General features: G+C 55.5%; 15 protein-coding genes and 1 tRNA gene. 9 read left to right on the top strand and 7 right to left on the bottom strand.

Annotated features, from left to right (window positions below):
• Positions 1 to 2 precede the first annotated feature (2 nt).
• Positions 3 to 1025, top strand: a complete 1023-nt coding sequence (locus LJD29_RS03860; protein WP_446744441.1) for a tetratricopeptide repeat protein — start codon at positions 3 to 5, stop codon at positions 1023 to 1025.
• Between the two features lie 8 nt (positions 1026 to 1033).
• Here LJD29_RS03860 and LJD29_RS03855 read toward each other — a convergent pair whose 3' ends face one another.
• Complete coding sequence (locus LJD29_RS03855; RefSeq protein WP_446744440.1) at positions 1034 to 2290, bottom strand: hypothetical protein; 1257 nt, start codon at positions 2288 to 2290, stop codon at positions 1034 to 1036.
• A gap of 234 nt (positions 2291 to 2524) precedes the next feature.
• On the opposite strand from LJD29_RS03855, the gene LJD29_RS03850 reads away from it, so the two are divergent.
• The 5 genes from LJD29_RS03850 (at position 2525) to LJD29_RS03830 (ending at position 12449) form a co-directional block, all read left to right on the top strand.
• Positions 2525 to 6175 (top strand): outer membrane beta-barrel protein, encoded by a 3651-nt coding sequence (locus tag LJD29_RS03850; RefSeq protein WP_446744439.1) that lies wholly within the window; start codon positions 2525 to 2527, stop codon positions 6173 to 6175.
• A gap of 107 nt (positions 6176 to 6282) precedes the next feature.
• On the top strand, positions 6283 to 8823 hold the full coding sequence (locus tag LJD29_RS03845; RefSeq protein WP_446744438.1) for an amylo-alpha-1,6-glucosidase: 2541 nt from the start codon (positions 6283 to 6285) through the stop codon (positions 8821 to 8823).
• A 25-nt stretch (positions 8824 to 8848) separates the two neighbouring features.
• The gene (locus LJD29_RS03840) at positions 8849 to 11395 is read left to right on the top strand and encodes an MGH1-like glycoside hydrolase domain-containing protein (RefSeq protein WP_446744437.1); all 2547 of its coding nucleotides are present in this window, start codon (positions 8849 to 8851) and stop codon (positions 11393 to 11395) included.
• A 153-nt stretch (positions 11396 to 11548) separates the two neighbouring features.
• Positions 11549 to 11640 (top strand) — tRNA-Ser (locus LJD29_RS03835).
• A gap of 221 nt (positions 11641 to 11861) precedes the next feature.
• Positions 11862 to 12449, top strand: coding sequence for a TetR/AcrR family transcriptional regulator (locus LJD29_RS03830; protein ID WP_446744436.1), 588 nt, complete (start codon positions 11862 to 11864; stop codon positions 12447 to 12449).
• A 134-nt stretch (positions 12450 to 12583) separates the two neighbouring features.
• On the opposite strand, the gene LJD29_RS03825 is transcribed toward LJD29_RS03830, so the two are convergent.
• Positions 12584 to 13414 (bottom strand): MerR family transcriptional regulator, encoded by an 831-nt coding sequence (locus tag LJD29_RS03825; RefSeq protein ID WP_446744435.1) that lies wholly within the window; start codon positions 13412 to 13414, stop codon positions 12584 to 12586.
• Between the two features lie 108 nt (positions 13415 to 13522).
• Here LJD29_RS03825 and LJD29_RS03820 point away from each other — a divergent pair, with 108 nt between their 5' ends.
• Positions 13523 to 13885: a nuclear transport factor 2 family protein gene (locus LJD29_RS03820; protein ID WP_446744434.1), complete on the top strand. Its 363-nt coding sequence runs from the start codon at positions 13523 to 13525 to the stop codon at positions 13883 to 13885.
• A gap of 60 nt (positions 13886 to 13945) precedes the next feature.
• Here the strand turns inward: LJD29_RS03820 and LJD29_RS03815 are convergent, their stop codons facing one another.
• The 5 genes from LJD29_RS03815 to LJD29_RS03795 form a co-directional block, all read right to left on the bottom strand.
• Positions 13946 to 14794, bottom strand: coding sequence for an oxidoreductase (locus LJD29_RS03815; RefSeq protein ID WP_446744433.1), 849 nt, complete (start codon positions 14792 to 14794; stop codon positions 13946 to 13948).
• Positions 14795 to 14887: 93 nt separating this feature from the next.
• The gene (locus LJD29_RS03810) at positions 14888 to 15184 is read right to left on the bottom strand and encodes a putative quinol monooxygenase (RefSeq protein ID WP_446744432.1); all 297 of its coding nucleotides are present in this window, start codon (positions 15182 to 15184) and stop codon (positions 14888 to 14890) included.
• A gap of 79 nt (positions 15185 to 15263) precedes the next feature.
• Entirely contained in the window at positions 15264 to 15962 is a 699-nt protein-coding gene (locus LJD29_RS03805; RefSeq protein WP_446744431.1) for an SDR family NAD(P)-dependent oxidoreductase, read from the bottom strand.
• Between the two features lie 178 nt (positions 15963 to 16140).
• Positions 16141 to 16944 (bottom strand): SDR family NAD(P)-dependent oxidoreductase, encoded by an 804-nt coding sequence (locus tag LJD29_RS03800; protein WP_446744430.1) that lies wholly within the window; start codon positions 16942 to 16944, stop codon positions 16141 to 16143.
• A gap of 93 nt (positions 16945 to 17037) precedes the next feature.
• Positions 17038 to 17625 (bottom strand): TetR/AcrR family transcriptional regulator, encoded by a 588-nt coding sequence (locus tag LJD29_RS03795; protein ID WP_446744429.1) that lies wholly within the window; start codon positions 17623 to 17625, stop codon positions 17038 to 17040.
• 285 nt (positions 17626 to 17910) lie between these two features.
• Between LJD29_RS03795 and LJD29_RS03790 the strand changes: the two genes are divergently transcribed.
• Entirely contained in the window at positions 17911 to 18309 is a 399-nt protein-coding gene (locus LJD29_RS03790; protein WP_446744428.1) for a winged helix-turn-helix transcriptional regulator, read from the top strand.
• A gap of 101 nt (positions 18310 to 18410) precedes the next feature.
• Complete coding sequence (locus LJD29_RS03785; protein WP_446744427.1) at positions 18411 to 19310, top strand: type 1 glutamine amidotransferase domain-containing protein; 900 nt, start codon at positions 18411 to 18413, stop codon at positions 19308 to 19310.
• Positions 19311 to 19648: the final 338 nt, after the last annotated feature.

Raw genomic sequence — 19648 nt, 5'->3', positions numbered from 1 at the left:
CAATGCGTATCGTCACGCTTTTCACTTTACTCCTGACGGCCGTTGTTGCCGGTTTTGGTCAGCAATCGGCGGAAACACCTGACCAGGTGCTTGTCCGGGCTCATGAAATGCTCGATCAGGGAAAAACACAGGAAGCCGTCAGCCTTCTGCAGGATTTAGCAACGAAACAGCCGAATCTGAAGGGGCTCCAACACGACCTCGGCGTGGCCTACTACCGCACCAGCAAGCTGCCCGAAGCCAGGCAGGCCTTCGCCGCCGCCATCCAGGCCGACCCTGCGGATCAGGAATCCATGCAGTTGATGGGGCTGACCTTGTACAGAATGGGCCAGCCGAATCAGGCGATTCCTTACCTCGAGCGCGTGCATGGATGGATGCCAAACGCGAACGCCAACTCGAACTATGTGCTCGGACTCTGCTACCTGAACGCCCAGCGCTTTGACGATGCGCGGCTGTCGTTTGCGAAAGAGTTCAATGTCGATCCTGCCTCTGGACAGGCTTACCTGCTGCTTGCATCCATGCTGATGCGAGCCAATCTGCCGGAATTAGCCGCCGATCAGGCGCACAAAGCAGCCGAGCTGTCGCCGAATCTCCCGCTGGTGCATTTCATGCTGGGAGAGGTCTATCTGCTGAAGTCGGATGTCGACCACGCTACCCAGGAATTCGAGAAAGAACGCCAGCTTAATCCGGGCTACGCCGCGGTTTACGATCGCCTCGCCGATGTATATACGAGGACAGGAAAGCTGGACGAAGCACAGGAGTCGCTCACCAAGGCCATCTCCCTCGACACCTCCAGCACAGGCCCGTTCATCCAGATGGGCAAGGTGCTGCTTCGCCGGGGAGACGCGATGACCTCTCTCATGTACCTGCGCCACGCGGAGAAGATGGACCCCAGCAACTTCATCACTCACACCCTGCTCGCCCAGGCGTATCGAAAGGTCGGGCAGGAAGACGAGTCTAAGCGCGAGACCGACCTGGCCTCGAAGATCCACTCGGACAGCCAAGTGAAGTTGCAGCCTGTGGAATAAAGAAGGGACTAGTGAACCCGAACGGTGACGAGCCGGGTTTCGAGCGGAACGCCGCCGCCGATGGTCGTCTCCAGAACTGCCTCGAACGGTCGAACCTCACCCTTCGGTCCGGATACCTGCTTCAGTAATTCGGCCACGGAATCCTGGTGGCACATGTACTCGACTGCGGCCTGGGTCCCAAAGGTCGTCAATCCGCTGAAGATCAGCATGTGCTTGCCGCTCTGCACGCCGGGAAGATAGGCGAGGATAGCGTAATCCTTGACCAGAGGATGCTCAGCGCGTTCGTAAACCGCTGGTTCGCCCGGCTTTGGATGATGATTCACCAGCCCGGCCGTGGTAGGGGTGGCCATCATGGTGAAATCCCGCGTCGATTCCAGAACCCGCAGTGAAGGATTCTCTGCTGTCGACCCTATAAAGATCAGGTTCTGCGATTTGGCCTCGTCCCAGGTCATCAGCAGGCTGCGTTTCAGGATGAAATGTGCTTTATGGGCATCGAAAAGCTGGGTGAGGGAGTAGACAGATGTAAGCTCCCCAATGCCGGTGTAGGTGTCGACCAGATTGCCGGCCGCCTGAGTGTCCTGCGTGGTCTGCTGTTGGGCATACCGCAGCCCATTGGTTGAGTCACCCGTGAAGAGGGCATTGCTGAAGATCACCAGCGGGGGGTCTTCGCTGAAGAACGGATGCCAGAAGCGATTTACCGCAGACTGTGAATTGGACTGGGTCGAGTTGGTGGTCCAGAACTCCACTCCTCCGGCAACGCCCAGGAGGATCAGTAGGAGTATTGCCGCCATGAGCCACTTGCGGGATTTCGTATCTCCAACAGGTTGAGGCGTAGCCAGGGGAGCCGGGATTGTGGGCTCAGCGGCAACCGCGATCGCCGGTTCCGGAGATGGCTGTGCGTGCGGTTTCTTGAAGACGGGAAGATAGTGCCCCTTGGGCATTTCGACGGCGATATCGTCGTGAAGTCCTTCCTCGGCATAATAGGCGGTAAGTTTCTGCCTGAGAATGCGGGCATGGGTTCGAACGATACTGTCTTCGCTGGAGTTGTAACCCGGGTGCCGGTGAAAGACGCGAATACCGATCTGCTGCTCGGTCGCCTCTTCCGGAGCTTCACGGATCGCACAGTCTGAGACGTAAAAGAGAAAGTCTTTTAACCGCGCCGAACCGCGAAAGTGCTGACTGGCAGCAATGCGTTCGATGCATCCCCAACGCTCATCACCAAGCACCTTTTCGCTGATATCCGGAGCTAGATTTGACGATGCCATTGGGACCAACCGAGTATTTCACACCCGTTTTTCACGGGTCAAATCACCGTGAATAACGTTGTGCGTCGTTGATAACAGGAGAGATGCTGTACGGCGGTAAGAAGAAGCCTGCTTTTCTCAACTTCAAGTGAGAGCAATCAATGCATTGCCTCGGGGTAGGCGTTAACTTCACAGGCGATTCAGGGCAGGAGCGCTGAAGCTCCCGCAAGTGCACCACTTTTCAGGAGGCTGTATATGTTGAGCAATTTCCCGGGCAGGGTCCCTGCCCACGGGCGCAGGGTCTTCCAGACTCTTTTCGCGGTAATAGCGCTGATCGTCATGGCGCTGGCCGGAACCGCAGCCGCCCACGCGCAGGCCGTCTACGGATCGATCTTTGGGACGGTGACCGACGCCTCCGGCGCAGTGGTTCCAAACGCGACGGTCTCCGTAATCGATATTTCGAAAAACACCAAGGTTTCTGTCCAGACGAACTCAAGCGGTTCTTACACTGTTCAGCACCTCATCCCTGACACCTATCGAGTGGAGGTTGAGGCAGGAGGGTTCAGCAAGAGCACGACTGATAACGTAATCGTCTACGCCGACACCGCCCCAAAGGTCGACGTCAAAATGACGATCGGGTCGGTCGCAAACACCGTGACGGTTACGACTGCTGCCCCGTTGCTTGAAACCGATCGCGCTGAAGTCAGCACAATTCTGAATGCACGGGCTGTGGAAAACCTGCCCAACTTCAACCGCAACTTCACCGCCTTCGAGCTGCTCACCCCGGGCACCACATATATAGGTTGGAGCGTTGGCGAGGGTTCGGGTAACCCCCAACGCAGCCAGCAGATCGAAGTCAACGGCCAACTGCCCTTCGCCACCGGCTATGAGCTCGACGGTACCGACAACCAGGAACCGATCAACGGTGTAGCCGTGATCAATCCGAACCTCGACGCCGTTTCGGAAATGAAGGTTACTTCGCAGAACTACGACGCCGAATTCGGAAAGGCTGTCGCCGGCCTCGTGACCGCCCAGACAAAGTCGGGCAGCAACGACTTCCACGGCTCCGCCTTCGAATACCGCCGTTCGGATGCCCAGCAGGCTCGCGACCCATTCGCGAATGCGACACGCAATGACCTGACGGGCAAGTACCTGGCTCCGACGATGCACAATCAGTTTGGCGGTTCCGTCGGCGGCCCGGTGAAGAAGGATCGCATCTTCTTCTTCGGAGATTACCAGGGGCTCCGCGAAAAGACCGGTTCCTCTACCCTGACAACGGTTCCGACTGCTCTCGCCACGTCCACTTGCACCTCTGGTGGCGATTGCAACCTGAGCGATTACTTACAGGGAGGGCAGGGACAGATCTACAAGCCAGCCAGCCCGGGTGACACGACCAACACCGGTCGCACCCCCTACGCGAACAACATCATTCCGGCCGGCGATCTCTCGCCGCAAGCTGTGGCCTTCTTTAAGCTTCTTGCCGCTACTCCTCCTAATGCCGGTTCGGGAATCATCAATAATTACGCGACTTCGGGATCGGGTGTCTTCAACACCAACCAGTTCGATGTTCGTGGCGACGCTCGTCTGGGGCAGAACCTTCATCTCTTCGGCCGTTACACCTACTTTGGTGTTGCCTTGAGCGGCGATCCCTACTTCGGCGCGGCCGGAGGTCTAGGTTACGGTGCGGGTGGCTTCGCGGGAACCGACTCGGCTCGCTACCAGAGCGTCGCGTCGGGCGGTGATTATGTCGTGTCAAACACCTGGTTGACCGATTTCCGGTTCGGCTACTACCGGATCTACAACAATACTGTCGGGCCGAATTCTGATCAGCCGCTTGGCAACAACCTTGGTATCCCAAATGCCAATGTGGGCGATCTTTCTCTGAATGGTGGTTTGCCGCAGTTCAACATCGACATTCCTTCAAATGGATCGAATGGTGGCCAAAACATTGAATATGGCACCACGGCCAATCCTAATCTTCAGCAGACCAGCCAATATCAGGTCGTGAACAACTGGTCGCACCAGGTGGGTAACCATAACATCAAGTTCGGAGCTGACTACCGTTACGGCTTAAACCATCAGGTCACGGTAGCCAGCAACGCGCTGCGTTCAGGTACTTACTTCTTTGCAGCCTCCAGAACCTCGGGTGGGCCGGTCAATGATGCTTCAGCCGGTCTCGGCTTCGCAACTTTTCTACTTGGCGATACTACGAAGTTCTGGCGTACGCAGACTGCTGATACCAGTGCGGAATCGCGCCAGCATCGTTTCTTTACCTACGCTCAGGATCAATGGCATGCAACCCCCAAGCTGACTGTGAACTATGGTCTGCGTTGGGAGCTCTACACTCCGGAAGCTGTTACCGCGCGAGGCGGTGGCGGTCTTCTCGACATCAACTCTGGCATCGTTCACATTGCGGGATACGGATCGAATAACAATTCGCTGAACGTGAAGAATAACTTCGCGAACTTTGCACCGCGGCTTGGGGTGGCCTACCAGATTTTTCCGAATACGGTTTTTCGGGCCGGTTACGGTCTGGTTTATGGTCAGGGCTGGGCAGGCGATACGTTTGGCGGCGTGCTGACATCTTCCTACCCGGTCCAGTTTCAGCAGACCGATACGGCTGCGAGCAGCTATGCCGACGTATTTAATCTCGCACAGGGACCGACGAACCAAGCGTTTCCAACAATTCCGGACAGCGGCAATCTGGTTTTAGGTGATGGCATCTCTCAAACAGCTCGTCCCACCCAGGTTCGGTTGCCTACCGTTGCCGGCTGGAACGCCATGGTGCAGCAGGAAATCACTCCTACTCTGTCACTGCAGATTGGCTACGTAGGAAGCCAGTCTTACCACAATATGTTCGAGTCATCTCCCTCGTTTAATGCGAATGAACAGACTCTTGCAGGGTTTAAGAACTTGGACGGAACTTCTGTCATCAACCCAGACAACCCGCCTTGTACGATAGACCCCTCCACCGGGAATCCCACTACGACGTGCTACTACACCGTAGCGCAACGTTCTCCGTACTATGACGGCACGGCGCAGTCTCGGTTCGGAGTGCGTTATGGAGTGCCTCATGGCTGGACACAACGCATCGACTATATGGCGAATTCCGCAACTGGCAGCTATAACGCTTTGCAAGTGGTCGTGAATAAACGCTTTGCAAATGGCCTACAGTTCCTGAGCCATTACACCTGGTCGCACGCAATCGGTCATGAGTCGTATGAATTTCTTATCAACCCGGCGATTGGACGCGGCAACGGTTATTACAACCGCCGTCAAGCGTTTGTCTTCGCCGGCACCTACGATTTACCCTTCGGCCGCAATAAGCTTGTCGGTGCAAACTCTCCGGGCTGGCTCAATCAGGCCATCGGTGGTTTCCAGTTGAATGGAACGCTCACCATGGATGGCGGTATACCATTCACCACAAACTATTCGCAGTGCTCGAACGATAACGATGTGGGATCGAGTGATGGTGCCTGCTTCCTTAACAAAACGGGCGGCAGCTTCAACCTGCATAAAGGATCTTACGATCCGATCAGCCGCACAGTGCCGTACATGAAGCCTTCGCCTTACGTGCTGACGTCCCCTGGTACTCCACAGAATAGCTTTGGTGGATTCTCGCGTCCTGCTCCCGGAACGTGGGGCAACATTGGCCGCGATCAGCTCTGGGGCCCTGGTCTTGTGAACGTGGACGCGTCACTCGCCAAGAATTTTCAACTGCGTGAAAACCTTCGCATGCAGTTGATGGCCCAAGGCTTTAACGTGGCAAACCATGTGAACTACGCCAATCCAAACAACTGCGTGGATTGCGTGGGTTCGAACCCAGGCACCATTCAGGGAACGGTCGCAAGCCAGGACGGCACCTCGATGCGCCGCCTGCAGTTCGCTGCAAGGTTCACGTTCTAAAACGATGTCTTTGCAGGGAGGTCGAGTGTTCGCCACTCGGCCTCCCATCTTTTCCTTCCCTTGACGATCGCGTTCCGTGATTGTTCGTACCCATGGAGTGAGAAATCGTGGCAAACTTTAGCGCTACCCGTAAACTCTCGCTTGTCTGCTTTTTGTTAACGGCGGGTTCCGCATTTTCGCAGGCCGCTCTGCCTGCGCTTCCTGGCCTTGATGCTTTTCCCTTTCAGACGGATCCCCATAGTCTTGCCATCTCGCAGCCTGCAATTCCCTCGCATCCCTTCTCCGTGATCGGTCCGCGTGGTGCCGTGCTTGGTCAGCAGAGCGGCGATTATGAGCTTTGGCTTTTCCCGTGGAAGCTCTTCAGCAACATGCGCATCTCGGCGGAGATGAAGGACTATCCCGTCCCGATCGACGTGAACGAGCAGGCTTCATCGATCGATGTGCGTCCTGATTCGACGATCATTACGTTCTCGCATGCCAACTTCACCGTGCGTGAAATCATCTTCGCGCCAAAGACCAGCGCCGATGGAGCCGGAGCGGCTGTTTTCTATGAAGTGGAAGCAGTCCGTCCTTTGACGCTCACCTTCAGCTTTACGCCGGTCATGCAGCGCATGTGGCCCGCTGAGTCGGACGACAAGCCTTCGCCCGAATGGGTAAAGACGCAAGGCGGCAGCGGTTTCTACATCCTGCACGAAAACATGCCCGATCACGCTGCGGCCATTGCCATGCCGGGCGCAGAAGCCGGCATCATGCAGCCATACCAGGAGCTGGCGCGCATCTATCCGCTCCAGTTCGTGCTGCATGTCGATCCGGCCAAGGATGCGAACAAGCTCTATCCGTTGCTGGTGAGCATGGGAAATACGACAGCGACTGCTACAAAAGGGGCACTCCATTCGCAGCTGTCTTCGCTCGACCAGAGTTTCCGCTCGTCGTTTGAGGGAAATCGTAACTATTACGAAGACTTTCAAAAAAAGCACATAAGCATCGATACCCCTGATGAGAAGCTGAACGCAGCTTTCTCATGGGCGGAGGTATCCATCGACCAACTGCGCGTGCAGACCACTCCCGACCACGATGAAGAAGCGCTGACGGCAGGCTTTGTCGGCTCCGGCGATGCCGCGCGTCCGGGCTTCGGATGGTTCTTCGGGCGTGATGGCCTCTGGTCAACCTACGCAGTGAACAGTGAAGGCGATTTCTCGACTGCTCGCAAAGAGTTCGAGTTCCTGATGAAGCGGCAGAGCCCTGAAGGAAAGATGCCGCACGAGTGGTCGCAGACTGCAAACCTTGTCGACTGGAAGAGCCTGCCTTATGAGTACGCCTCCGCCGACGCGACCTTGCTGCTGCCGATGGCGATGAACGACTACATGCGTATCAGTGGCGACAAGGATTTCATCGCAGCGCACTGGGAAAACCTCGCCCGCGCATGGAAGTTCGCATGTACGCATGACACAGACGGAGACGGTATCTACGACAACTCAGAAGGCTCCGGATGGGTAGAGTCGTGGATTCCCGATATGCCGCACCAGGAGATCTACCAGGCCGCGCTCGATGAGCAGGCCAGCCTTGCATTTGCGAACCTGGCGCATGCGACTGGCCATGAAGACCTCGCGAAGCAGGCCACCGACCGCGCCGCGCATATCCGCGAGCAAATCGAGAAAGAGTATTACCTGCCGCAGCAGAACTTTTATGCTTTCAGCTGGGAAGGGAAGAATCGCACCGACGACACGGCGACCATCTTCCCGTCCGTTGCGTGGTGGGACAACTCCTACGCACTCGCTCACACCGGCGATATGCCCGCACGCTGGGCATCGCATGAGTTTTCGACCGACTGGGGCACGCGTATCCTGAGCGACAAGACCAGCTTCTACGATCCCATCAGCTATCACCAGGGAACCGTGTGGCCGCTCTTCACTGGATGGGTCTCAGTCGCTGAATATCGCATGGGTCACTCGCTCTCGGGCTGGGCACACCTGATGCAGAACGCCGACCTGACGTGGTCGCAGGATCCCGGTAATACCACCGAGTTGTTGTCAGGCCAGTTCTTCCAGCCGCTAGGACGCAGCACTGCGCATCAACTCTGGTCGTCGGCCATGGTTGTCTCGCCCGTGCTCCGCGGTCTCTTCGGATTGGAGTGGAACGTCCCCGAGCATGAGCTGGCTGTCACGCCTTCACTGCCGGCGCAATGGGATCGCGCCGATCTGTCGAATGTTCCTTTCGGCGATGGTCATCTCGATCTCCATATGCGTCGCGAAAACAGTGAGCTTATCGTTCATGCAAGTGGCAATGCAAAGCTCTCTTCTCATGTAAAAGGAAGCCGCACAGTCGGGCAGGATCTGCGTATCCCGCTTCCTGCAGTGGAGGTTGGCATCGATCAGGCATTGCCTCAGCCCGGCGCGGTCACTTCACAATTGAAAGCACTCGAGCAGCATTTCGACGAGCACTCTTACAGCGTGAAGTTTGAGGCTGCAGGAGGAAGCAGGCAGTACATTTGGCTGCGGATCAATCAGCCTTCTCTTCGCAGCAGGGGGTCGAAGCTGCGCGCCAGCGGGGTAACAATTGCAGACACCACGCAGAGCCTGCAAAAGCTGACGATAGAATTTCCTGCAGGCACCTCCTATACCGAGAAGGAGATTCGATTTGAGTGGTGAGTGTCCGCCAAGGAGCAGGGTAAGGATGCAAGAACGCACCATTCGCCGTTGTTTACTGTCTTTTTCTCTGATAGCTGTCTTCGCCTCCTCTGCTGCTGCAGCAGAGGAGGCGAAGCTTCCTTCGATTGGCGTCGACGCAGGGCAGCACTTCGTTGCAGCCCATGGACAGCGTGCCATCGTAATGGGCTATCCTGCGCAGGGTCTTGAGATGTGGGCGTATCCGTTGCAACTCGTCAGCGGATATCGCGTCGGCTTCCTGTCAAATGGTGCATCGAGCGAAGTGGACGGCAGGCTTCTGCTCAAGAGGGTCATTACCGAGCCTGACTCCGTGACTCGCATCTACGCTGGCCCCAGCTATATTGTTCGCGAGAAACTTTTTGTTCCCGTGAGTGAGCCGGTGGCGATTCTCAGCTACGAGGTTGAATCTGCAGAACCAGTTTCTATCGTCGTCCACTTTCAACCTGTGCTCGATCTGATGTGGCCTGCGGCTGTTGGCGGCCAATCCGCTTCGTGGCGCTCCGCGCTCAATGGATACTTCATGGAGGAGCCAACACATCGTTTCGCTGCGCTGGTGGCTTCGCCGGAGGCAGCGGAGCATGACGAGACCGGCAACAGCACGGTGCGTGTCGATCAAAGTCTCGCCTTCACCCTCCATCCACGACAGGCTGGCAAACATAACCTCGCAACGGTCTTTGTTGGCACAGTGCCGGCATCTCATCCTGGAGTCATGAAGGCATGGCAACAGAAAGAAGACGGTTGGCTTGCCGAAGCCGGCAACCACTACAAACAACTTGCCGCGAACGCTATCCAGTTGGAGACACCCGACGAACAGTTGAACTCCGCCTTCGCATGGGCAGAGATTGCACTCGACCAGGCCTGGGTTTGCAATGACAAGCTTGGTTGCGGTGAGATCGCGGGATACGGGCCTTCGCGCCCTGGCCGGCGTCCGCAATACGACTGGTTCTTTGCCGGAGACGGCATGATTGCTGCCGAGGGATTCATTGCAGCGGGAGAGTACGCGCGCGCTCGTCAGGAGCTTGAGTTCATCCAGAAGTACCAGGACCCAAAGACCGGAATGATCTGGCACGAGCTCTCGCAAAGCGCGGGATACATCGACTGGTCGGCGTATCCGTACATGTATGTTCACGTCGATCTGAGCTTCGACTACCTCAATGCCATCGAACATTATGTAACCGTCAGTGGAGATAAGGCTTTTGCACAGGAGCACTGGCAATCTATCGCCGCGGCGTATCGGTACTGTCAGTCCATCATTCATGAAAAAGATCATCTCCCGCACATTCCCTCGGACAAGGAAGGCGGAGATGAACAGCATCGTCCTGATGATGACCTCAACCTGTCGACATCCTGGATATCTGCCGCGCATAGTTTCGCGAGTCTCGCTCAACTGACTGGCCACCCTAGCGAAGCCGCAGATGCGACGCATGCAGAACAGCTCGCAAGGCAAAGCTTCGCAACCCGTTATTGGGATCAGTCGGCAGGTACCTGGGTCGATGGGCATACCGCGGCCGGCGATCCAATCCTGAATCGCCACAGCGGAGCGATGAGCGCCATTGTTTCCGGAGACTTCGTACCACAGCAAGCCCGGCAGGCGTTGGAGCAACTGGCGTCCGCTAGTTATCAGACTGACTGGGGCACACGCAGCGCTTCCACCCATTCTCCGATTTTCGATCCGTGGTCTTACGCGACGGGGAGCGTTTCAGCCGCGCACAGTGCAGGCATTGCCGGGGGATTCTGGTCTGAAGGCTATCCCATTACCGCCTGGTCGATTCTGGATGGCCTTTTAAGCTGGAACACTCTAGACTCGCCCGGGCACCTGCACGAAGTGCTTGCCGGAAACTTCTATCGTGAGCAGAGCGAGTCTGTTCCGGAGCAGACATGGTCATCCGCGGCACTGGTCAGCGCAACCATGGATGGCTTGCTCGGCGTGAAAGCGAGTGGTGACACTCTGGTGCTGCGTCCAGCATTGCCCGCCGACTGGCACCAGGTCACAGTTAAGCACCTGCCGTTAGCGGGAAATACTGCAACGGCGATCCTCGCTCAGGACGAATCATCCGTAGGACTCCGGCTCAGCCATAGCGGTCCGGCTGTTCATCTTGACTACGCGCCCGCACTGCCGCTCGGAGCGGAACTGGACGGAGCTGAATGCGATGGCCACCCGCAGCATGCCACGCTCGAAACGATGCCCCAGGCTACCTATGCACACCTGAACGTCGAGACGGCAGGCAGTCTGACGGAGTGCCGTATCCGCTTCCATGGCGGTGTAGCGATTCTGCAGAATGCACCAGCCCCGCAGCTCGGGGACGCCAGCGTGGGGATAAAGATAAAAACGACCCACCTGGAGGGCGGAGATCTCACGATTACGGCAGACGTCCACACGGACGGCGACCATACTTTCCGCATCCTCACGCCATGGAAAATCGGATCAACAGATGCGACAGTACAGCCGCTCGGAGGGGATCTCTATCGGATCACGATCGCGAAAGCGACCGGTTCTGAGACGAAGGACAGTTACGCCGCTGTCGCGATCCATCTCCACTTAGCGAAGAGGTAGGGCATGGGATTGCCACCGCAGCGACTTTGCCATTAAACTCATAAGAGCGCCGGTCAAAAAATCGACCGAACGCTCACCTCGCAACAGGCCGGTGCAACCTGCACTGACTCCGCGGTACGGACTCCGCGACAGCCCAAAGCGATGCATAGGTACGGAGAGGTGGCAGAGTCCGGTTGAATGCACCTGACTCGAAATCAGGCGTAGTCGAAAGGCTACCGGGGGTTCGAATCCCTCCCTCTCCGCCATTGACCTTCCTAAGACTTCCCATACAGTCCAAAAAACAGCAAAAACCCCAGCGAAGTAGATGCATTTGGAGCCTGGACTAAATCGGACGCGTCCACTACCGGCAGCAGATCTCAGACGCACAGCTCCGCGTGTTTCGGGAAGGATGTGAGGTAGGCGTTGCGTGAGGGGGCTGTAAAGAAATTGCGACGAAAACGCTGTAGACTAGTCTATTTGTATTGATATGAGCAAGCAGACCACCAAAGAGAACCTCATCACTGTCGGCCTCGAACTGATCCGTTCTGCTGGATATACGGCGACCGGAATCAATCAGGTTTTGGAAGCTGCGAAAGTTCCAAAAGGGTCGTTCTACCATCACTTCGCCACCAAGGACGAGTTCGTCCTGGAGGTGATTCAGCGCTACGCTGCGGGCGAACAAGAGCGCTGGGAAAAGTTTCTCGACGATTCGGATACGTCCGCGATGAAGAAACTGCGCGTGTATTTTAAAGACCTGATTGCTACTTACGGTCGACGTGGTGGACCGATCTCTGGATGCCTTCTGGGGAATTTGAGTCTCGAAATCGCCGGCCAAAATGAAGAGATTCGCAAACTTCTCGCCAAGGCTTTCGATGCCTGGCAGGGAGCGATTGCCAAGACGATTCGTGAGGCAATTGAGAAGAAGGAACTTCCCAAAACAATCAAGGCAGACGAGGTGGCTGCGTTGCTTGTCAACAATTGGGAGGGGGCTCAAGCACGGGCTAAGACTGAGCAAAACGACAAGCCTCTGGAGCTGTTCCTGAATAACGCTTTCAATGTGCTTTTGAAAGCCTGAGCGGCGTAGCTCGCTCAGGCTTTTCGAGGCAGCAAAGAGAGCTGATCTGATTTATTGCAGATCGAAAATCTGAATCTGTGATGCGCGGGAAATCTTATAGAGGAAGCACGGGCGCTGGGCAATATATTGTGTCTTCATGCAGCACCATCGTCTGATCGCACTTCGAAGATTGGCCATGCGATCTCTGTGAGCCATTCTTCTTCGACATCCGTATGTTGTGGACCGACGACATAATATTCGCGGATAGGCTCAATGACCGCCAGAGTATGTTCAGCAACGTATTTGGCCAAGGCTCCGTAAGCAAGATCAACATTGTCGTGTGATCCGGCGTGCCTTATCACAGCAACGGCCGCGGCTTGTATCATCGTTGGTTTGACTCTTCCGGTAGGAACGATCTTCGCCTCAGTCGGAAAGAAGATTGTGGCCTGCCCTCTGCCTTCGGAAAACAGGGCGTTCGAGAACATCCCTCCAGTAGAGCCTGTGAGACCGAGGCGACGAGCCTTGAAAGTCGCGTTGAGTTCACCGATCGCGCCCCGAAACCACGCCAAAGCATCGCGAACATCGACCTCATCCACAATGCAGGCTGCCGCAGTTGCAGGGATGTTGCGATGCTCAATCTTATTAGTCTCCCCCGAGGGGCGGATTAGATTTCTGAGCGACGTAACTGCGCTGTGCGTCTTGGCAAGGTTGCTTTCCAGGCGAAGCAGGTGGGTCGAGATCAGTTCATTACGGGCCTTCAAATCTGACGTGGACAATACCGAGCGAATTTCGACTAGAGGCATTTCGAGAGACCTGAAGCGCCGGATGAGTTGTGCCGTGGAGATCTGTTCGACAGAATAGCGGCGGTAGCCGCTGTTTGGATCTACCCATGCTGGCTCAAGGAGCCCACTCTCATGGTATTTGCGCAACGTCTTGATGCTAAGTTGCGTCGCACGCGAGAAATCGCCGATTGAGAGCGACGCCATAGACCTATTCTCCGACCTCCCCCAGGGGGAACGTCAAGCCCTGGGAAGCGTATTGACTCTCCCGCTACTTCCGCCTCGACTATGGCAACAGTAGCAAAGGAGAGGAAAATGACAAGCACCAGGCTCAGTGGGGTGGTAGAAGAACACATTAACGCCGTCAACGCGTCCGATATCAACGCCGTCGTAGAAACGTTCGCTGACGACGCACTCGTCAATGACAACAGGCGGGAGATCGTCGGCGTCGCTGCTATCCGCCGCTGGCTCGAAAAGGAGATCATCGGAGATAGTGTCAGAATCGAAGTTCGCGAGGTCGTAGCGCACTACAGTACAACGATCGTGCGGGGCGCATATGACGGCACCTTCGACAAGACGAACCTCCCCGCCGAACTGATCCTGACGAGCTATTTCAATGTTGTTGAAGGAAAGATCGTCAGCCTGATGATCATCTTCAATCAGCCGTCGCCATACTAGCGAGTTCCCGCCTGTCTTTGGGAGGTTCAAGCAAACGCAGGAAGCAGATAGACTCCTTTTCTACGTTTGTTTCGAACTCATTGCCAGTCGATTGATGGAGCCCATAATGACTCGATCCATCATGCGGTCGGGAAGTATCCACTTTAGAAACAAGATCAGACCTGCCATATGGCCGCCATGATATCGCGCTCGTGGCCGTTTGCTGTTGAGCGCCTTCAGAAGCAGGTCGGTGATGATTCTGGGCGATGGCATCTTGCGCTTCAAAATCGGCAGATTCAACATGGCTGCCAAAACTGGACCGTATGCCCCTTTCGCTGAATACTCCCTCGCAGAATCGAATGCGATCTCTGCCCACTCTGAATCGATCCCCCCGGGCTCGATCACGATCACATCGATTCCGAACGGCTCAACTTCCATACGAAGGGTATCTGAGTATCCCTCGAGCGCGTGCTTTGAGGCGTAGTACCAACCGCCGATCGGGCCTGCATTTTTTCCACCGATGGTTGAAATGTTAACGATCTTGCCAAATTGCCTTGCGCGCATATGTGGAAGTACGAGTTGGATGAGACGCGCCACGCCGATCAAGTTGACCTCCAATTGGCGACGCGCTACTTCCATCGGCACATCTTCGAGAGCACCCATCTGGCCATAGCCGGCATTATTCACGAGCACGTCAATGCGACCCTGATCGCGGAGGATACGGTCGATTGCCGAGACCATCGCCGCGTCATCGGTAACATCCATCGCCAGGGCTATTCCGCCAGCGGCTTCGATTTCACCCATACGCTCAATGCGTCGGGCCGCACCGTAGACAATGTAGCCTTCTCGAAGCAGGCTCAAGGCAAAGTCCTTGCCTATGCCTGACGACGCACCTGTGATAAGGACTACACGATTCGTTTCTCTACTCATTTTTTGCTCCAAGAGGACACATCTGTTCTTGCAGCCAGACCGGTTATGAGCCGCTCGGACTTCAGAGAAAACGCATGGCGGTACGTGAGGATGTCAGAACCGACTGAGTTCTGTGATCTTCGGGGGTGCCGCAAGCTTTCCGTCGAGATCGGTCGCAAGCTGGCGTGTGTAAGGCTGTTCCATGTGCCAGTCGTGAGCTTCCCGCGAGGAAAAGACCTCAAAGAAGACAAGCTTGTTCGGCTCGTCCAAGATGGAAGTCGTGTACATTTCCTCGCAACCTTCTTCTTCCAGAACCTTCGGAAGAAGTTTGGAGAAGATAGCCTTAGTCTCTTCCAGCGATTCCGGCTTCACATCGAATTCTGCGAGCAGATAATATTTGCGATCCGTCATGGCATTTCCCTCATCGTTCTGTTCATGTGGCTGATGGACAAGTCCGGGCAGCATCGTCTCCTCGAACTCAGGTCTTTGTTTATTTCCGTCCTAGACCGTAGCGCGTTGCAACGTTCTTTGTTTGTGCGGCGTTGAACATTTTGATCCGCACAGCATCGAAGGCCTCCCAAAGCGAATAGTCCTCAAGAGATGGAAGCGTAACCGTCTTGCCTTGATCGAGCCCAGCGAGGGCGGCATCGACCAGGTCATCTGTAGACATGACCGTTTCCGGGTCGAGATTATGAACTCCCATGCCGGAGACCTCCCAGATTTCGCTGTAGGTATTCGAAGGGAGAACCGCCTGAACCCGGATACCGGTGTTCGCGAGTTCGTCGTGAAGTCCAATCGTGTACAGCATCACATGCGCCTTGGACGCGCTATACGACGTACTGAAGGGATAGGCGAAGAAGGAAAGGACGGAGCCTAGATTGATGAGCGTACCGCTATTCCGTTTGAGAAATCCCGGCAGGATAGCCTGGCTTAGAAATGTGACGGATCGAGCATTGAGATCTAACTGGAACTCCACCTGCTCGATTGAAAGCTCCGCGGATGGTCCTACAACAGCCGTGCCGGCATTGTTCACAAGCACCGCGACCCGCTCATTGGAAGCGATCGTGCTTCCAACCTTCTGCAGATCTTCGTGCCTGGTGAGGTCCGCGACCAGGGTCTCGACTTTAACCCCGTATTTCTCCTGAAGCTCTGCACTGAGCGCGTCCAGCCGATCTTTGCGCCGTGCCACGAGAAGGAGATCGTAACCGCGCTTTGCGAAACGATCTGCATAGACTTTGCAATGCCGGACGAGGCACCGGTAACCACTGCTATCTGCCCTTGATTGCTCATCACCTTATCCCTTTTCGCTTGAACTTTCGCGCCGGAAGAGCCGCACGGTGTGGCTCTTCCGGCGAATTGCGGTTTTCTTAGCCCTTGTGCTGGTAGCGCTTCGCGGCCTCTTTGCTGGAAAGGAACGGGTACAGCGCGAGGCGAGCCTGTTCATAGCGGTTCCAGACCTCTACGTCAGGCAAGGCAGGAATCGTTACGAGTTCTTTCTCGTCGAACGCAGCCATGGCTGCATCGACGCAATCCTCTGCACTCATGACGTTCTTCTCGGGCAGGTTATGGACTGGCAGGCCAGCCCGATCCCAGAAGTCGGTACGGGTCGCACCAGGAAGTACGGCCTGAACCTGTACGCTGGTGTCCTTCAGTGTCTTGAACAAGGACTGCGTGAAGTTCAGAACGTAAGACTTGGTACCGCTATAGGTGCCGTTGAGCGCGTCCGGGTTGACGGCCACGACGGAGGCGATGTTGATGACGGCGCCGGCATTCTTAGCGATCAGGTTTGGCAGAACTGCTGCCGTGAGCCGGGTGAGCGCGGTCACGTTCAACGTGATCATGTTTTCGAGCTCGTCCACGCTGGAATCAACCAGAGACTTCGTGCCGCCAAATCCGGCATTGTTCACGAGAACAGAGACCTTCTTGTCCGCTTGAAGCTGGGCTTCCAGCTTCAGCAACTCAGGCTTATCCGTCAGATCGACGATCAGGGTCTCCACAGAAACGCCATACTTTTCGTACAGCTTGTTGGCAACTTCGCCGAGACGCTTTCCGTCGCGGGCAATAAGAAAAAGATCGTAGCCGCGCTTAGCGAAACGATCCGCATAGACTGCACCAATGCCGCCAGATGCTCCGGTGATGACGGCCGTACCTTTTGTGTTTGTGTTCGACATTTCATTCCCTCGATTTTGAAGTTCGTCCGCATCAGCGGCACTTCAATAGATCAGACCAGTCTGTTTAGAGATTCAAAAAAGGATTCCCGAACGTCAGCGGATTTCAGTTCTCAATAAAACATTGAATGTACAGTCATAGAACAAATTAAGAGCCTTATCGCTTTGTTCTGTCCTGGCCCGGACCTGGGCGCCTTCCCAGCTGTCTACAATCACGGCAGCGAGAACATTTGCCTTCGCACTACGAGGAAGTTCGCCCTTCTCGATCGACTCTCGAATTGTCGATGCGATCGACTGCTGCCACTCATCGAAGGATCGGCGCAGCAGATCTCGGATTGCGGCGTTGTGGCCCGCTACTTCAAGGCTGAGGTTGCCGAGGAGGCAGCCTGCGAATTGGCCGCGCTCTCCGTGGAACGCAATTTTGTCTTCAAAGTAACGGCGAAGCTTCGCTATCGGAGAGAGCGTGGAGTCTACCTGGACCCGTTCCAATCGTGCTTGCTCACCCGCAGCATAGAGCTTGATTACCTCAATGACGAATTCGTCCTTACTGGTGAAGTGATTGTAGAAAGACCTCACGTTGGCGTTGTCTAGAATCTGGTTGATCCCAGTCGCAGAATAGCCGGTAGAGTGAATCAATTGAAGGCCGGCCTCAATAAGGGCTTCCTTCGTCCCATTCTTATTCATTTGACCCTACGTCCTTTCCGGGGACCGTATTTGTCCAGACAGCGATCACTTTCCGTCCTCCCCTTGGGGGAGAGTCAAACGAAAGCGACACCGGCGCCAACCTTGAAAGCGATCACGAGCGTTCCCACCACGATAGAGGCCGTCAAATACGGGTCAACCGGGTGGATTCGATGTGGAGTGGAAGAACAGCCAATTTCCGTGCACTGCCACGAAGCGAGTATCCTGCGTTTAGTATCCGTTGGCAATAAGGCACTTTTTTGGCGTGTACTTACCTGGAGGTAACTTATGGAAAATCATTGGAAAATGTGGAACGCAGAATGTGCGGCTCTGGAGCCGGAACGAGAAATCCTGGCGCTCGAAATCACCACGCAGATGGCTGACAAATGGCTTTTATGGACGCTGTCCGTGCTGGCGGAGGAGGGATCGCCCCTGCGCTTTTCCCGCATCATGGAACGAGTAGAAGGCGTCAGTCAGAAATCTCTCACCAAAACACTCCGTCAGCTTGAGCGTGATGGCCTGGTCACCCGGGAGATGTTTCCCGAGGTACCGCCAAGGGTCGAATACACCATCACCGAGCTTGGACTTGGCATGCTCGAACATGTTCGTCCTCTCTGGCTCTGGACTGTGCAAAATCTGGAAAATTTCGAGAGAGCAAGGCGCAAGTACGACGAGAGGCGGGGATGATTTTCTGTCTACGTCCTTCAGTTAGTAAAAATATTTTCAATCCTCGAATGATCAGACTGGTCTAATCTAAATATAATTCGTGCGATGAGCGGATTCAGCAGGTGAGCTCTCCCGAGAATGAGGAAAAGACCATGAATGTGTTTGGCAAGGTAGGTGCATTGTTTGTACTCGTCCTGGCGATGACTTTGTCTATGTCCGCAATGGCGCAGTCCAAGGGCAAGGTTCTCGTGGTGATGTCTGGCGGACATCTTCTCAACCTGAAAGAGGGCAGGGTATACGCCACCGGATACTACCTCAACGAGCTTTATGTACCGCTCGCTGCCCTGATCAAGGCCGGTTACACCCCGGTCTATGTCAACCCGAATGGCGACACGCCTTCGATGGATGCAAGCTCCAACGTGCCGAAGTTTTTTGGCGGGGATGATGCAATGCGCATGCAGGCTCTACGCTTCATCAACGACCAGCAAGGCTTAAGGCACCCCATCAAGCTTGAGACGATCGTCGGCCACACTCAGGACTATGCCGGTGTCTTCATCCCTGGCGGACATGCCCCGATGATTGACCTGGTGAAAGACAGGAACCTCGGCCAGATTCTTAAGAGCTTTCACGATACGGGACGCCCGACCGCATTAATCTGCCACGGTCCGATGGCTCTGCTCTCGGCTATGCCCGACACGGAGAAGTACGATCAGGCTCTCGTTGCCGGTAACGCTTCCGCTGCCAGGCTCCGCGAGTTGTCGCATGGATGGCTCTATGCCGGCTACAAGATCACTGTTTTTTCGAAAACGGAAGAGCAGCAGATCGAGCTTCCTCAGCTCGATGGACATCTCCCGGACTACAACGATGAAGCCCTTGCCTCAGCAGGAGCAAAGATTCAGAATGCGGCACCGTGGAAGCCGAACGTCGTGGTGGATCGTGAGGTCATTACCGGCCAACAGCCATTTTCCGATCATGCATTCGCTGATGCGTTCCTTGCGAAGCTGAATGCAAAGGCCCGCTGATTACATTACCTGCTGAAGGGCTTCATCGAGTCATATTTCCGAAAAGCAGAGTAGGAGGAAAGCAAGCATGTTCAAACCTATCAGTCCGGCCACGCGTGCGCGTGCTGAGAAGGCAACGTATCTTCGGCGTGGACGAACGATCAAGATCGACACGCTTATTTCACGCGATAAATCGAAGCCCGCATGACGGCGTTCAACCAAGTCTCCATGTCTGAGCAGGTGGCAGCTTTCGGTGGCATCAAGCACCCTGGTCATCGGCTCGAGCTTGGTTCCTTGGGTCTTTAGGAATGCATGAACGCTAAAACATTGATTCATGTTGTGTAGCTAACTCGCCAGGC

Origin of the sequence: Silvibacterium acidisoli, assembly GCA_022870745.1 — a bacterium.
Lineage (GTDB): Bacteria > Acidobacteriota > Terriglobia > Terriglobales > Acidobacteriaceae > Silvibacterium.
This window is presented reverse-complemented; position numbering and strand designations above follow the sequence as displayed.

Excerpts from the sequence above, each read along its gene's own strand:
- LJD29_RS03800 (WP_446744430.1), bottom strand. The coding sequence starts at position 16,944 with ATGTCGAACACAAACACAAAAGGTACGGCCGTCATCACCGGAGCATCT.
- LJD29_RS03815 (WP_446744433.1), bottom strand. The coding sequence starts at position 14,794 with ATGAGTAGAGAAACGAATCGTGTAGTCCTTATCACAGGTGCGTCGTCA.
- LJD29_RS03820 (WP_446744434.1), top strand. The coding sequence starts at position 13,523 with ATGACAAGCACCAGGCTCAGTGGGGTGGTAGAAGAACACATTAACGCC.
- LJD29_RS03790 (WP_446744428.1), top strand. The coding sequence starts at position 17,911 with ATGGAAAATCATTGGAAAATGTGGAACGCAGAATGTGCGGCTCTGGAG.
- LJD29_RS03860 (WP_446744441.1), top strand. The coding sequence starts at position 3 with ATGCGTATCGTCACGCTTTTCACTTTACTCCTGACGGCCGTTGTTGCC.
- LJD29_RS03795 (WP_446744429.1), bottom strand. The coding sequence starts at position 17,625 with ATGAATAAGAATGGGACGAAGGAAGCCCTTATTGAGGCCGGCCTTCAA.
- LJD29_RS03830 (WP_446744436.1), top strand. The coding sequence starts at position 11,862 with ATGAGCAAGCAGACCACCAAAGAGAACCTCATCACTGTCGGCCTCGAA.
- LJD29_RS03855 (WP_446744440.1), bottom strand. The coding sequence starts at position 2,290 with ATGGCATCGTCAAATCTAGCTCCGGATATCAGCGAAAAGGTGCTTGGT.
- LJD29_RS03825 (WP_446744435.1), bottom strand. The coding sequence starts at position 13,414 with ATGGCGTCGCTCTCAATCGGCGATTTCTCGCGTGCGACGCAACTTAGC.
- LJD29_RS03810 (WP_446744432.1), bottom strand. The coding sequence starts at position 15,184 with ATGACGGATCGCAAATATTATCTGCTCGCAGAATTCGATGTGAAGCCG.
- LJD29_RS03840 (WP_446744437.1), top strand. The coding sequence starts at position 8,849 with ATGCAAGAACGCACCATTCGCCGTTGTTTACTGTCTTTTTCTCTGATA.
- LJD29_RS03850 (WP_446744439.1), top strand. The coding sequence starts at position 2,525 with ATGTTGAGCAATTTCCCGGGCAGGGTCCCTGCCCACGGGCGCAGGGTC.